A 12,852-nucleotide genomic window follows, 5' to 3' on the forward strand; every position below is an offset into this window, starting at 1 on the left:
TTCCGGCGTCATGCCGATGAGATGGCCACATGCTGCATTAAGGATAGCGTCAACCTTTGCTTGTTTCAGCAAGCGGCCACGCCTACCCGTTTTCGATGGCTTCGGCTGACAACATCACGCGATATCATGCGCTCGACAGTTGGCGCGGCATTTGCGCCTGCATGGTCGCGCTGTTTCACTTCGACGTGATCAGCCATCTGTCCTTCCTGCCGCTCACCAGACATGCCTACTTGTTCGTCGATTTCTTCTTCGTGCTGAGCGGCTTCGTCATCGCGTCGAATTATCGTTCGCGGCTCGCCGCGGGCTTCGGCACAGGGCGCTTCCTCGCCCTGCGGCTGGGGCGGATCTATCGGCTGCACCTCGTGACGCTGCTGCTGTTCATTCCCATTGACGCTGCCAAGGACGGCGTCGGCCCGAACCTGCTCCAGGCCGTCGTCACCAACATCCTTCTCGTGCAGGGGCTCGGCGTCAATCCGCAGAACTGGCTGAACTTCGCGAGCTGGAGCATCAGCACCGAGTTCGCCGCCTATGTGATCTTCGCCGCCGTCGTGAGCAGGATCGGGCCGACGATCTGGCCCTGGCTGCTCCCGATCGTTGCCGGGCCGGTCGTGCTCGCGACCATCAGCCCCGATGGGATGAATGCGACCTATGATTACGGCCTCGTGCGTTGCCTTTATGGCTTTGCGCTCGGCGTCGTCTGCTTCGAATTGCGCGAGCGCTTCCCGGTGTTGCGCGCCCGCTTGGCGCCGTCAGGCGAGACATGGCTGGAAGCGGCGAGCCTGATGCTCGTCGTGGGCTATGTTTCGGTCGCCGGAAGCAGCGTCATCCTGCAGGTGGCCTCGCCACTGGTGTTCACGCTCGTCGTTCTCGTGTTCGCGCGTGAGGCTGGCGGGGTCAGCCATCGGCTGACGGCGCCATTCATGCTCATGATCGGGACCCTGACCTACTCGATCTACATGCTGCATCCGCTCGTCAGGGCGGTTGTGCGGGCCATCCTCATGGTGGTCGAGCGTCTCGGGCATATGGATCTGTTTGTCTCTTATGCGTTGAGCGCGGACCATGAACCAACGAAAGTGGTCTCCCTGAATGGTTCGCTCTGGCTTGGTGATCTCCTGCAAATTGCAATGCTGGTGCTGACCGTGCTGCTGTCGATCGCAACATATCGCTTTGTCGAAGAGCCCGGGCGCAATTGGGTCAGGCGCCTGATGGACCGGCGCAAGGCCGCCGCACTACGCAGCACACAACCGGCCTTCGACACTTGACGCGGCGATGGCCTCGCGGGCAACCGATGCCCGTCACTCCCGCCGCGGGCTGAACTTCCAGGTGATCGCAACCAGGGCCGCTGTGATCAGGCCGCTGATGACGCCGGCGATCGGCATGGCGAGCAGCAACGCGGCGCTGGCGGCCCAGCCGATCGAGGAGAAGGCTTCGGCAAAGGTCGCAAGCCGCGAGGAGGTCTGACGGCGGCGGAATTGACTGCGCCGGGCCTGGACGCGGAACCAGAGCTGGATTGCGGTGGCGCAGGCCGCGCTGATGATGATCGCTCCAGCGCTGACCGCGGCCTGGAACGGCGAGGCGAAAGCGAGGGCGGCGAGCAGCGGGCCGAAGATGGCGGCGATCGCGATCAGCACCACCTCGATCTTGGCGCGGATGACGCCGGACGGCGTCAGCGGGGCGGTCGCGACCAGATCGGGCGCATCCTCGCCCGAGATCGTCAGCCAGGCGAGCCCGCCTGCGAGTTGTCCCGCCGCCATCACGATGACGGGCGTGATAAGCGTTACCGCCGCGGAGCTGTCGGCAAAGCTGCGCCAGAGCAGCAGTGCCGGCGGCACCAGATAGAGCAGCTGCATCAGGGTCTGCGAGATCAGCCAGGGATCGCGCCAGAGCAGCATGAATTCCTTACGCCGCAACGCCTGTTGCCGCGAGCCGCCGCGGAACGGACGCTCCTTCGCGCGCTTGCTGCCGGACCTGCCGTAGGCGGCGGCATCGATCGCGGTGTCGGCAAAGCGGCCCGAGAAGATTGCCATGACGCCGCCGAGCAGCAGGAGCCCGAGCGCCAGGAGGAGCAGCAACGCCTCGCTGTCACCCATCGTCGCGCGCGCGGGCCACCACCAGATGCTGTCGGCATTGGGCGCGTAGGCGGCCAGGCTCCCCGAGGTCAGGATGGTGAAGCGCGACAGCGTTCCGTAGGACATGATCGCGGCGACCTGGAGCGCGATCACGAAACCCGCGCCGATGATCGCGGCCAGGATCTGGGCGACGAAGCGCGTACGCGCCGGGCCGATCAGGCGGAACAGGAGAATCGTGACCGCAATCGCGATTGCCGCGGCCGACAGGCCCATGGCGATGACGACGCCGAACGCCGCCAGCCATCGCGCGCCGCCGCCGAACACCAGCACGTCGATGAAGGGTGTCGAGAACAGCAGCGCCATCACGGTGACGGTGAGCGCGATCGCGGCGATGCGCACCGAGAACAGATTGGCGAGCCGCGCCGGCGAGGACATGATGAGATCGAGATCGGCGCGGGCATAGAACACCCGCGTCACCGATTCGATCGCCTGCGACAGCATCAGCGTCCAGGCGAGGAAGATCGTCGCCGTAATCACGATCAACGAGGATTTGTCGAGCGGCAGTTGCAGGTCAGCGAAGCGGCCGATCACCGCCCAGGCCGGCACATGCAGCAGTGCCGCAAAGAACAGCAGGCCGATCACGGCCGCGCGCGCCCGCTTGCGTCGTCCGCCGGTCATCATGGCGAACCATTCGCGCCAGGCGAGCCGGAGCTCGTGCCGCGCAAACCAGGACAGCGCGGTCGCCGAGCTCATGCCGCTGCCTGCAGCGTCACCAGCGCGATGAAGAGATCTTCAAGGCTGGTGTCGGCATGGCCGTTCTGCTGGCGCAGCTCGGTTAGCGTGCCTTCGGCCACGAGCCGGCCGGATGCGATGACGCCGATGCGGTCGGCCATGCGTTCGGCGACCTCGAGAATATGCGTGGTCATGATGATGGTGCAGCCGGCCTGAACGCGCTCGCTCAGCAGCCCCTTCACATGACGGGCGGAGACGGCATCGAGGCCCGTCAGCGGCTCGTCGAGAATGATGAGGCGGGGATCGTGCACCAGCGCGCCGGCCAGCGCTACCTTCTGGCGCATGCCCTTGGAAAAGCCTTCGCAGCGTTCGTGCCGGTGCGGCTCGAGCCCGAGCGAGGCGAGCAGTTCCTGCGCGACCGGTTCCGAGACCGATGGCGCGATGCCCCAGAGGCCGGCGACGAATTCGAGATACTCCAGGGGGGTCAGCTTGTCATAAATCATGGGCTCGTCGGATACCCACGCCATCACCTGTTTGGCGGCAACCGGATCCCTCAGCGCATCGATGCCGAAGATGGAGACCGCGCCGGTATCGGGGCGCAAGAGGCCCGCAACCATGCGCAAAGTGGTGGTCTTGCCGGCGCCGTTGGGGCCGACCAGCGCATAGAATTCGCCGGCGTGAATGGTGAGATCGAGGCTATCGACCGCCAGGCGGTCAAAACGCTTCGTTAACCCTCGGACTTCCAGCGCCGAGCTGTCCGGCTTCATGACGGCCACACCGTGCGGTTTTGCATTGGCCGCGACCATGACCCGAAGATGTTTCGGCACCGTGAATCGCGCTGCCGCAAATTCCGTCATGCACCTTGGACTAAAGGCAAGTCACCGTTTGTTGACAGCGCGCAGGCGTTCAGGCTGAATTGGCAGCGGGACAAATGGCGCTAACGCGGCGGAATGACTGCGTAGCGACTGGACACAAGATGCGACAAGGCGGTCGAAGAACCGCCGGTTGTATCGGGAGGAAGCGCGGCGATGCTGGATTTCGTTCAGCAGCTTGTCAGCGGTGTTGCGCTCGGCTGCGTTTACGGCCTGATCGCGCTCGGCTTCGTGCTCGTCTACAAGGCCACCGAGGTCGTCAATTTCGCCCAGGGCGATTTGATGATGCTGGGCGGCTTCTTCGCTTTCACCTTCATCGGCATGATGGGACTGAACTACTGGATCGGCTTTGCCGGTGCGGTGGCCGCCATGGCGCTGTTCGGCATGCTGGCGGAGCGCGTGGTGGTGCGGCCGATCCTCGGCTATCCGCAATTCTCCATCATCATGGCCACGATCGGCCTCGGCTATTTCCTGCGCTCGGTCGCCGGCATGGTCTGGGGTACCGACGATTTCAAGATCGATACGCCGTTCAGCCAGGGCGTGCTGCGTACCGGTTCGCTGGTGCTCGCCTATGACAAGCTCTCGGTGATCGCCGCGACGATCATCCTCTGCACGCTGCTCTGGCTGTTCTTCAACAAGACCACGCTCGGCACCGCGATGCGCGCCAGCTCCGAAAACATGCTGGCGGCCTATTACATGGGCATTCCCGTCAAGCGCGTGGTGTCGATCGTCTGGGCGATCAGCGCGGCGGTCGCGACCTGCGCCGGCGTGCTGCTGGCGCCGATCACTTTCATCCACTCCAATGTCGGCCTCGTGCTCGGCCTCAAGGCGTTCCCGGCCGCCGTGCTCGGCGGCTTCGGCTCGATCCCGGGTGCCGTCGTCGGCGGCGTCCTGATCGGCGTGATCGAGAGTATGGCCGGATTCTACCTCGCCGAGGGCTGGAAGGACGTCGCGCCCTACCTCGTGCTGCTTGCCGTGCTCTTGCTCAAGCCCGAGGGCCTGTTCGGCCTTCACGTCCGCAAGAAGGTCTGAACGCCATGCGGTTTCTGTTCAAGACCGACTATGAGGACGACATCCGCCTCTTCCCGCATTCGGGCTATGTCGTATCCTACGGCATCCTGCTCGCGCTGTTGCTGATCGCGCCTTACGTGCTCTCCAGCTATCTGATGAGCCAGCTCGTCTTCGTCTGCATCTACGCCACGGTCGGCGTGGCGCTGATGATTTTGACGGGTTTTACCGGGCAGGCGTCGCTCGGGCATGCCGCGTTCCTCGCGATCGGCGCCTACGCGGCGGCGTATTTGCAGAAATACAATGTGCCGTTCCCGGTCTACTTCCTCGCCGCGGGCGTCCTGACCGGCTGCATCGGCGCACTGGTCGGCTTTCCTGCGCTGCGGCTCCAGGGCATCTATCTCGTCATCGCCACCATCTCCTTCGCCTTCATCGTCGAGGAGATCCTGGCACGCTGGGAGAGCGTGACCAACGGCAACGAGGGTATGCGGATCAAGGCGCTCTCATTGCTCGGCGTCACGGTCCCGCGCGACAGCCCGACCTTCTATTTCCTCTGCCTTGCCGTGCTGGTGCTGACCATCGTCGGCACGCTCAATCTGCTGCGCTCTCCGACCGGGCGCGCCTTCGTCGCGATCCGGGACTCCGAGACGGCGGCGCGCAGCATGGGCGTCAATGTCGCGCTCTACAAGGTGAAGTCGTTCGCGATCTCGGCGGCGATCACCGGCTTTGCCGGCGTGCTGTTCGCGCACAAGCTCTCCTTCATCTCGCCGGAGATGTTCACGCTGCAGCTCTCGATCGAGTTCATCATCGTGATCCTGATCGGCGGCAGCTTCAGCCTGCATGGTGCGGTGCTGGGTGCGATCTTCATCGTGATGATCGATCCGTTCCTGACCTACTTGAAGGACGACATGCCCGGCGTCATCGCAGGCATTGTCGCGACCTTCGGCGCCGGCCCGGCGACGGCGGCGAACGTCCAGTCCAAGGCCGCAGCCTTCGCCTCGCTCAACGGCCTGAAGGGCGCCATCTACGGCATCATCATCGTGCTGTTCGTGCTGTTCGAACCTCTCGGGCTCTACGGCCGCTGGCTGAAGATCAAGCTCTTCTTCCAGCTCTTCCCGCTCTACAAGCGCGCCACCTTCAAGCGGCAGAAGATCTACGTGAAGTCGGAGCGGAACCGATGAGCTATTTTCGCGCCGAGGACCTGTCGCTGCATTTCGGGGGCCTCAAGGCGGTCGACACAGTGTCGTTCGCGGTCGAGCGGGGCGAGATCCTCTCGATCATCGGTCCCAACGGCGCCGGCAAGAGCTCGATCTTCAACCTGATCTCGCGGATCTACCGGCCGACCTCGGGCCGCATCTTCTTCGAGGACCAGGACATCACCGAGCAGCCGCCTTACGATATCGCCAGACTCGGCATCGCCCGCACGTTCCAGAACATCGAGCTGTTCGAGAATGCGACCGTGCTGTCGAATTTGCTGGTCGGTCGCCATCGCCATTCGACCACCCAGCTCTGGCAGGAGTTGCTGTTCCTGCCCAGCGTGCGCGCCAACGAGAAGGTGCACCGCCGCCGGGTCGAGCAGGTGATCGAGTTCCTTGATCTCGAGCCCTATCGCGACAAGCTGATCTCCGGCCTGCCTTACGGCGTGCGCAAGGTGATCGAGCTCGCGCGTGCGCTCTGCTCGGAACCCAAGCTGATCCTGCTCGATGAGCCGTCGTCTGGACTGAATGTCGAGGAGACCGACGACATGTCGTTCTGGATCCGCGACCTGAAGAACGAGCTTGGCGTCACCGTGCTGATGGTCGAGCACGACATGTCGCTAGTCAATCGCGTCTCCGATCGCGTCATCGCGCTCAACTACGGCCGGGTGCTGGCGATGGGCTCGCCGGCGGAGGTGCAGCAGCACCCCGATGTCGTCGCCGCGTATCTGGGAGCCTGATCCGATGGATGCCGCGGTGACACCGGAGATCATCCTGAAGCTCTCGAACATCGAGAGCTATTACGGTCCGATCATGGCGATCCGCGGTATCTCGCTGGAGGTGCCGCGCGGGCGCATCGTCACGCTGCTGGGCGCCAACGGCGCGGGCAAGACCACGGTGCTGAAAACGATCTCGGGCATTCTCGATCCGCAGAAGGGCGCGATCGAGTTTTTGGGCAAGCCGATCCAGCGCATGGAGGCGGACCGGATCGTGCGGCTCGGCCTCAGCCATGTGCCGGAGGGCCGCGAGGTGTTCCCGTTCCTTTCGGTGCGCGAGAACCTGATGATGGGCGCCTATCCGCGTAGGGATCGCGACGGCGTCGCGGAGGATCTTGAGCGCGTCTACGGCTATTTCCCGCGGTTGAAGGAGCGCATCGACCAGCCGGCCGGGCAGCTCTCGGGCGGCGAACAGCAGATGCTCGCGATCGGGCGCGCGCTGATGAACCGGCCGACGCTGCTGCTGCTCGACGAACCCTCGCTCGGCCTGTCGCCGCTGCTGGTGAAGGAGATTTTCACGATCATCCGCCGCGTCAACGAGGAGCAGGGCATGTCGATCCTGCTGGTCGAGCAGAATGCCAAGGTGGCGCTGGAGACGGCGCACTACGGCTATGTGCTGGAGATCGGCCGCATCGTGATGAACGACACCTGCGACCGCTTGATGCATTCCAAGGACATCCAGGAATTCTACCTTGGCGCCAAGGAACAGGGCGCGCGAGGCGAGCGGCGCTGGAAAAAGAAGAAGACTTGGCGTTAGCGGAAGATTTGGCGTTAGGGGACAATTCGGCGGTAAACTGGGACGACCCATCCGCAACAACAGACCGCCGGCAAGGCAGGCAGCGGAGGGAGAGGCGACAAGGAGGAGACGCGCATGGCCCGACCGGCGGTGCTGACGGTCGCTGATACGATCGCGAAGAGCTTTTTGCGCGCCGCGGAGACGCGGGGCGACAGGCCGGCGATCCGCGAGAAGAAGTTCGGCATCTGGCAGCCGACGAGCTGGCGCGAGTGGCTGGAAATCTCGAAAGAGATCGCCTACGCACTTCAAGCAATCGGCTTCACGCCCGGCGACGTCGCCTCCATCATCGCCAATGCCGTGCCCGAATGGGTCCATGCCGACATGGGCATATTGTGCGCCGGCGGCGTCTCCTCCGGCATCTATCCGACCGATTCATCGAGCCAGGTCGAATATCTCGTCAACGATTCCCGGACGACAGTGATCTTCGCCGAAGACGAGGAGCAGCTCGACAAGATCCTCGCCTGCCGCAGCCGCTGTCCTTCGCTGCGGAAGATCATCGTGTTCGACATGGAGGGCCTCAGCGGCTTCTCCGACGACATGGTGATGTCGCTCGACGAGTTCCGCGCGCTTGGGCGCAACCACATGGCCGGACGCGAAACGTTGTGGCAGGAGATGATCGACAGCCGCAGCGCCGGCGATCTCGCCGTGCTCGTCTATACCTCGGGCACGACGGGCCCGCCCAAGGGCGCGATGCATGCCAATCGCAGCGTCACGCACCAGATGCGGCACGCCAACGACTTCATTCCGGCGCGGGAAGACGAGGACAGGCTGATCTTCCTGCCGCTGTGTCACGTCGCCGAGCGCGTCGGCGGCTATTACATCTCGGTCGCGCTCGGCTCGGTGATGAACTTTGCCGAGAGCCCGGAGACCGTGCCGGACAATCTTCGTGAGGTGCAGCCGACCATCTTCCTCGCGGTCCCCCGCATCTGGGAAAAGTTCTATTCCGCCATCACCATCGCGCTGAAGGATGCGACCCCGCTCCAGCAATGGGTCTATCGCCGCGCTATCGGCATCGGCTACCGCATGGTCGATTGCCGGATCGAAGGCAGGGCGCCGCCGCTGTCGCTGCGGATCGCCAACGCCATCGCCTACCGGCTCGCGTTCCGCAATATCCGCCGCATGATCGGGCTCGACCGCTGTCGCATCGCCTTCACCGGCGCCGCGCCGATCGCGCCGGAACTGATCCGCTGGTATCTCGCGCTCGGCATCGATATGCACGAGGTCTACGGCCAGACCGAGAATTGCGGGGTTGCGACCATGATGCCGGCGGAGCGGATCAAGCTCGGCTCGGTCGGCACCGCCGTGTCCTGGGGTGAGGTCGCGCTGTCGCCGGACGGCGAGATCCTGATCAGGGGCGACTTCCTGTTCATGGGCTACCTGAATCAGCCGGAGAAGACCGCCGAGACGATCGACCATCGCGGCTGGCTGCACACCGGCGACGTCGGCACCATCGACAACGAAGGCTTCGTCCGTATCACCGACCGGATGAAGGACATCATCATCACCTCCGGCGGCAAGAACGTCACGCCGTCGGAGATCGAGAACCAGCTCAAATTCTCGCCCTATATTTCGGACGCGGTGGTGATCGGCGACAAGCGGCCGTACCTGACCTGCCTCGTCATGATCGACCAGGAAAATGTCGAGAAGTTCGCGCAGGACCACGACATCCCCTTCACCAATTATGCCAGCCTGTGCCGCGCAAGGGAGATCCAGGACCTGATCTGGCGCGAGATCGAAGGCGTCAACACGAACTTCGCGCGGGTCGAGACCATCAAGCGGTTCTATCTGATCGAGCGGCAGCTCACCCCGGAGGACGAGGAGCTGACGCCGACCATGAAGCTGAAGCGCAACTTCGTGAACAAGCGCTATGCCGCCGAGATCGACGCGATGTATCGCGAGCGCGCGGTGGCGTGAATTCGTTCGAAAAAGCGAGGGAGTGATGGCCCCGCCCTTCGCGTCACATGGGCCCAAGGAGAGGAGACGTCAATGTCGAGATCGTTGAAAGCGTTCGGTCTTGCTGTGAGTGCGGTGGCGCTCACCTGTCTGCCGGCCGCGGCGCAAACCAAGGTTACCAATGAAGGTATCTCGGCCGGCGAGATCGTCATCGGCACCCATCAGGATCTGTCGGGACCGATCAAGGGCTGGGGCGTACCGGTTGCGAACGGCATGAAGATGGCGACCGAAGAGATCAATGCGGCGGGCGGCATCAATGGCCGCAAGATCAAGTTGGTCGTCGAGGACAGCGGCTACGATCCGAAGAAGGCCGTGCTGGCCTCGCAAAAGCTGATCGAGCGCGACAAGATCTTCGCGATGGTGGGACCGATGGGGTCGCCGACCGTGCTCGCCGCGCAGGACATCCTGTTCGACGCCGGCGTGCTTCAGCTGTTCCCGCTGACCGCGGCCGAGTTCACCTTCAAGTTCGATCCGGCCAAGCCGCAGGAGCGCTTGAAGTTCAACAATCTCCTACCCTATGTCGAGAGCACCCGGGCGGCGCTCAAATACATGATGGAGTGGAAGAAGTTCCAGAAGCCCTGCATCATGCATCAGGATGACGAGTACGGAAAGAACGTGCTCGACGGCTTCAATCAGCAGCTCACCGCCATGAAGGTGCAGCCCGCCTCGATCACGAGCTACAAGCGTGGCGCGTCGGACTTCAGCGCGCAGGTCGCCAAGATGAAGTCGGACGGCTGCGATCTCGTCGTGCTCGGCACCATTCTTCGCGAGACCATCGGCGCGATGACGGAAGCCAAGAAGCTGGGCTGGGACGTCACGTTCCTCGGCGCCTCGCCGACCAACGTGCTGGAGGTGCCGGCGTTGGGCAAGGACGCCGTCGAGGGGCTCTATGCGGCGAGCCTCTTCGAGATTCCCTACGAGGATACGGCCAAGGACAAGGTGAAGGATTGGATCGTCAACTACAAGAGAGCGTTTGGCACGGACGCCAATACGCAAGCGATGATCGGCTACAACGCGGTGATGACGTTCGCCTTCTACGCGAACAAGGCAGGCAAGGACCTCACCGGGCAGAAGATGCTGGACTCGCTGGAGTCAGGCGAGAAGTTCCTCGACATCTTCAACTCGCCGCCGACCAAGTTCTCGAAGACGGACCATCTCGCCAACACCATCACCCAGGTGCAGCAGGTCAAGGGCGGCCGCTGGGTGCTGGTGAAGGACAATCTGATGTTTTGATCTTCGCCTCTCCCCGCGAGTCCGTCTTTCAGCCGTCTTTGCGGAAGCGGCCCCTCACCCCAACCCTCTCCCCCGTAAGAACGGGGAGAGGGAGAGGAGGCAGCCTACGATCCCCCGCCCGCCGTCCCTGAATTCACCGGCGCCAGTTCGTCCTCCCGGCAGCGCCAGCCGTCGGCGGCTTTCACGAACGCAAAGGTCCGCTGGATCCTCAGCCGGCGTGTGACGTTGAACGCCTCGCCGGAACGCTCCTTGTTGCCGACGCCCGGCCGCGGAAGCCCCGTCCTCGGATCCCAGCAGGTGCCGGTGCACATGCTGGCGACCGTGCTGCATGTGGTGAAAGGCGCCAGCACGACCATTTCGATCTCGCCGGTGACTTGGGCCTCCTGGTCGGTCACCTGGCTGTCGATGGCGTAGACGCGGTTGATGCGCAGGAAATTGCCGCATGAATTGGCCGCGTGAATCCGCGCGGCGCAGAAGTCGACGGCGTCGGTGTCGGGCGAGCGGGCTGCGATCTGCCGGCCGAACACCTTTTTCGGATCGCCCTTGGCGGCGGCGATATCGCCGGTCTTGTGCTTCAGATAATCGGCGAGACAATCCTCCGCGGAGCCAAGCTCCTGAAACGGCACGTTCTCCTTGCCGACGAGATTGCATTTGCGATCGCGCTCTCGCGTCCACCGGCCATATTCGGCGAAGGCAAAGCGCGCCGCGGTCGGGTCCAGCTTGCCGATCAGGCTGAGCACCTGGCCGTTGAGCTCCGTCTCCGCCAGCGCCAGCGACGGGTCCGCGCAGATCAGCGCGCCCGCCGCGGTGTTGGCGGCGAGACAGTCGAAATCCGGATCACGCAGGATCGCGGCGCGTTCCTCGGTCACCTTGAGAAGGCACGCCTTCACCCGGTCGAATTCGTCGGCGCGGATCGCGGTCTGGCCGACGATGCCGCAACCGAGATTGCGCTGCCGGGTCCAGATCGCGTTCTCCTCGATTGCGGGCAGGCGATCGGGCAGGCGCGCGAGCCGCGCCTCGTTGGCCGTGCCGAGCTTCTCGGCGGCCGCCTTAAGCTCGGGATCGCCGCAGAACAATTGATTGCCGGCATCGCGGATCTGCTGACAGTTGTTCTTGGCGAACAGCGGCAGCCTGTCGGCGATGGAGCGGTCGGTCGGGCCGGATTGCGCAAAGCCTGACGCCGCCGGCAACGCCAGCAGCGCAAGTACAATCAGACCGATGAACCGCATTCCCGTCGCCCCCGCGTCGAAGGCGCCATGCTAGCGTCCCGGACCGCGCGGTGGAATGGGGTTGTGGTGGGTGGTTGTGTGAGGTCCGTAGCCCGGATGGAGCGAAGCGTAATCCGGGATTCCCGCAACAAGCGACAGCGGCCCCGGATTTCGCGGAGCCTGTCATCGGGCGGCGCTTCGCGCCGACCCGTTGGCTCCATCCGGGCTACAAGATCAATCAATGCGCCTCGGGGGCAGCCATCGAGAACCGCACGGGCTCGTCGACATATTTCATCACGGCGGACTGGTAGAGCACGAACAGCGGCTGGTAGGTCCGCGCGACATCGTCCTCGACCATCGCCATGCGGCGGTTGTCGAGCATCAGCCAGTGTCCGTCGAGCTTGGCGGCGACAACCGCATGCTCTTCGCCGGCCCTGACGTCGCGCACCACGACGATGCGGAGGTCCTCGTTGGCGACGCCGGCGAGCCGCAGTGCGGCCAGCTTGGCAATGGCATAATCTTCGCAGTCGCCTGCGCCGCGCGTGAAGGTCGCGAGCGGCGAGCTCCAGACGTCGTCAGTGTCGTCATTGGTGGCGCGGATGGCGAGGTTGATGGCGCGGTTGGTCTCGCCCAGCTTCGCGCGGCCATCGCGGCTGCGGGCCTGGTCGACGATGGCGAGCAGCTTGAGGGCCGCGGGCGAGGCGCAATTGTCCCGGTCGCCGTCGCACAGCGCGAGCTGCACCATGTCGTCGTCGAGCTTCTGCTTCAGCACGGACCATTTCTGCTGCAGGCTGCCGGACGAGATGGCGAAGGCGAACACGCCGAACGGCTCGGCCGATTTGCGCACGAGGACGCCGGCGCCCGGCGACAGCAGCGTGCCGGCGCGCAGATCGGCGGCCGATCCGAGCAGGATCAATCCGCACAGCACAAGGACAGCGCGCCAGGCGCGCGAGCGAGCAGCGGTCTCCATCTGACATCCCCTTCCGGCTTCGTCAGGTCCCCTCGACCT

General features: G+C 64.2%; 11 protein-coding genes. 7 read left to right on the plus strand and 4 right to left on the minus strand.

The window, feature by feature from the left end:
• The first annotated feature begins 95 nt into the window (after positions 1–95).
• The gene (locus RAD16_RS02055; RefSeq protein WP_458156216.1) at positions 96–1,262 is read left to right on the plus strand and encodes an acyltransferase family protein; all 1,167 of its coding nucleotides are present in this window, start codon (positions 96–98) and stop codon (positions 1,260–1,262) included.
• A gap of 33 nt (positions 1,263–1,295) precedes the next feature.
• Here RAD16_RS02055 and RAD16_RS02060 read toward each other — a convergent pair whose 3' ends face one another.
• Both RAD16_RS02060 and RAD16_RS02065 read right to left on the minus strand, forming a co-directional pair.
• On the minus strand, positions 1,296–2,822 hold the full coding sequence (locus RAD16_RS02060; RefSeq protein ID WP_458156217.1) for a permease: 1,527 nt from the start codon (positions 2,820–2,822) through the stop codon (positions 1,296–1,298).
• Complete coding sequence (locus RAD16_RS02065) at positions 2,819–3,568, minus strand: ABC transporter ATP-binding protein (protein ID WP_458156422.1); 750 nt, start codon at positions 3,566–3,568, stop codon at positions 2,819–2,821. The genes RAD16_RS02060 and RAD16_RS02065 overlap by 4 nt, the downstream gene beginning before the upstream one ends.
• 261 nt (positions 3,569–3,829) lie before the next feature.
• Between RAD16_RS02065 and RAD16_RS02070 the strand changes: the two genes are divergently transcribed.
• The 6 genes from RAD16_RS02070 to RAD16_RS02095 all read left to right on the plus strand — a co-directional run bounded on the left by RAD16_RS02070 (position 3,830) and on the right by RAD16_RS02095 (position 10,635).
• Positions 3,830–4,705: a branched-chain amino acid ABC transporter permease gene (locus RAD16_RS02070; RefSeq protein ID WP_458156218.1), complete on the plus strand. Its 876-nt coding sequence runs from the start codon at positions 3,830–3,832 to the stop codon at positions 4,703–4,705.
• 5 nt (positions 4,706–4,710) lie between these two features.
• Positions 4,711–5,862, plus strand: coding sequence for a branched-chain amino acid ABC transporter permease (locus tag RAD16_RS02075; protein ID WP_458156219.1), 1,152 nt, complete (start codon positions 4,711–4,713; stop codon positions 5,860–5,862).
• Positions 5,859–6,617, plus strand: coding sequence for an ABC transporter ATP-binding protein (locus tag RAD16_RS02080; protein WP_458156220.1), 759 nt, complete (start codon positions 5,859–5,861; stop codon positions 6,615–6,617). Before RAD16_RS02075 ends, RAD16_RS02080 begins: the two co-directional genes overlap by 4 nt.
• A 4-nt stretch (positions 6,618–6,621) precedes the next feature.
• The gene (locus RAD16_RS02085; protein WP_458156423.1) at positions 6,622–7,410 is read left to right on the plus strand and encodes an ABC transporter ATP-binding protein; all 789 of its coding nucleotides are present in this window, start codon (positions 6,622–6,624) and stop codon (positions 7,408–7,410) included.
• 114 nt (positions 7,411–7,524) lie between these two features.
• Positions 7,525–9,363 carry an AMP-dependent synthetase/ligase gene (locus tag RAD16_RS02090; RefSeq protein ID WP_458156221.1) on the plus strand — a complete coding sequence of 613 codons (1,839 nt, stop codon included), beginning with the start codon at positions 7,525–7,527 and terminating at the stop codon, positions 9,361–9,363.
• 72 nt (positions 9,364–9,435) lie between these two features.
• Positions 9,436–10,635 (plus strand): ABC transporter substrate-binding protein, encoded by a 1,200-nt coding sequence (locus RAD16_RS02095; RefSeq protein ID WP_458156222.1) that lies wholly within the window; start codon positions 9,436–9,438, stop codon positions 10,633–10,635.
• Positions 10,636–10,739: 104 nt separating this feature from the next.
• Here RAD16_RS02095 and RAD16_RS02100 read toward each other — a convergent pair whose 3' ends face one another.
• Entirely contained in the window at positions 10,740–11,864 is a 1,125-nt protein-coding gene (locus tag RAD16_RS02100; RefSeq protein ID WP_458156223.1) for a lysozyme inhibitor LprI family protein, read from the minus strand.
• Between the two features lie 217 nt (positions 11,865–12,081).
• Positions 12,082–12,813: a transglutaminase-like cysteine peptidase gene (locus RAD16_RS02105; RefSeq protein ID WP_458156224.1), complete on the minus strand. Its 732-nt coding sequence runs from the start codon at positions 12,811–12,813 to the stop codon at positions 12,082–12,084.
• Positions 12,814–12,852 lie beyond the last annotated feature (39 nt).

The organism is Bradyrhizobium sp. 18BD, from assembly GCF_054185225.1.

Excerpts from the sequence above, each read along its gene's own strand:
- RAD16_RS02055 (WP_458156216.1), top strand. The coding sequence starts at position 96 with ATGGCTTCGGCTGACAACATCACGCGATATCATGCGCTCGACAGTTGG.
- RAD16_RS02060 (WP_458156217.1), bottom strand. The coding sequence starts at position 2,822 with ATGAGCTCGGCGACCGCGCTGTCCTGGTTTGCGCGGCACGAGCTCCGG.
- RAD16_RS02065 (WP_458156422.1), bottom strand. The coding sequence starts at position 3,568 with ATGAAGCCGGACAGCTCGGCGCTGGAAGTCCGAGGGTTAACGAAGCGT.
- RAD16_RS02070 (WP_458156218.1), top strand. The coding sequence starts at position 3,830 with ATGCTGGATTTCGTTCAGCAGCTTGTCAGCGGTGTTGCGCTCGGCTGC.
- RAD16_RS02075 (WP_458156219.1), top strand. The coding sequence starts at position 4,711 with ATGCGGTTTCTGTTCAAGACCGACTATGAGGACGACATCCGCCTCTTC.
- RAD16_RS02080 (WP_458156220.1), top strand. The coding sequence starts at position 5,859 with ATGAGCTATTTTCGCGCCGAGGACCTGTCGCTGCATTTCGGGGGCCTC.
- RAD16_RS02085 (WP_458156423.1), top strand. The coding sequence starts at position 6,622 with ATGGATGCCGCGGTGACACCGGAGATCATCCTGAAGCTCTCGAACATC.
- RAD16_RS02090 (WP_458156221.1), top strand. The coding sequence starts at position 7,525 with ATGGCCCGACCGGCGGTGCTGACGGTCGCTGATACGATCGCGAAGAGC.
- RAD16_RS02095 (WP_458156222.1), top strand. The coding sequence starts at position 9,436 with ATGTCGAGATCGTTGAAAGCGTTCGGTCTTGCTGTGAGTGCGGTGGCG.
- RAD16_RS02100 (WP_458156223.1), bottom strand. The coding sequence starts at position 11,864 with ATGCGGTTCATCGGTCTGATTGTACTTGCGCTGCTGGCGTTGCCGGCG.
- RAD16_RS02105 (WP_458156224.1), bottom strand. The coding sequence starts at position 12,813 with ATGGAGACCGCTGCTCGCTCGCGCGCCTGGCGCGCTGTCCTTGTGCTG.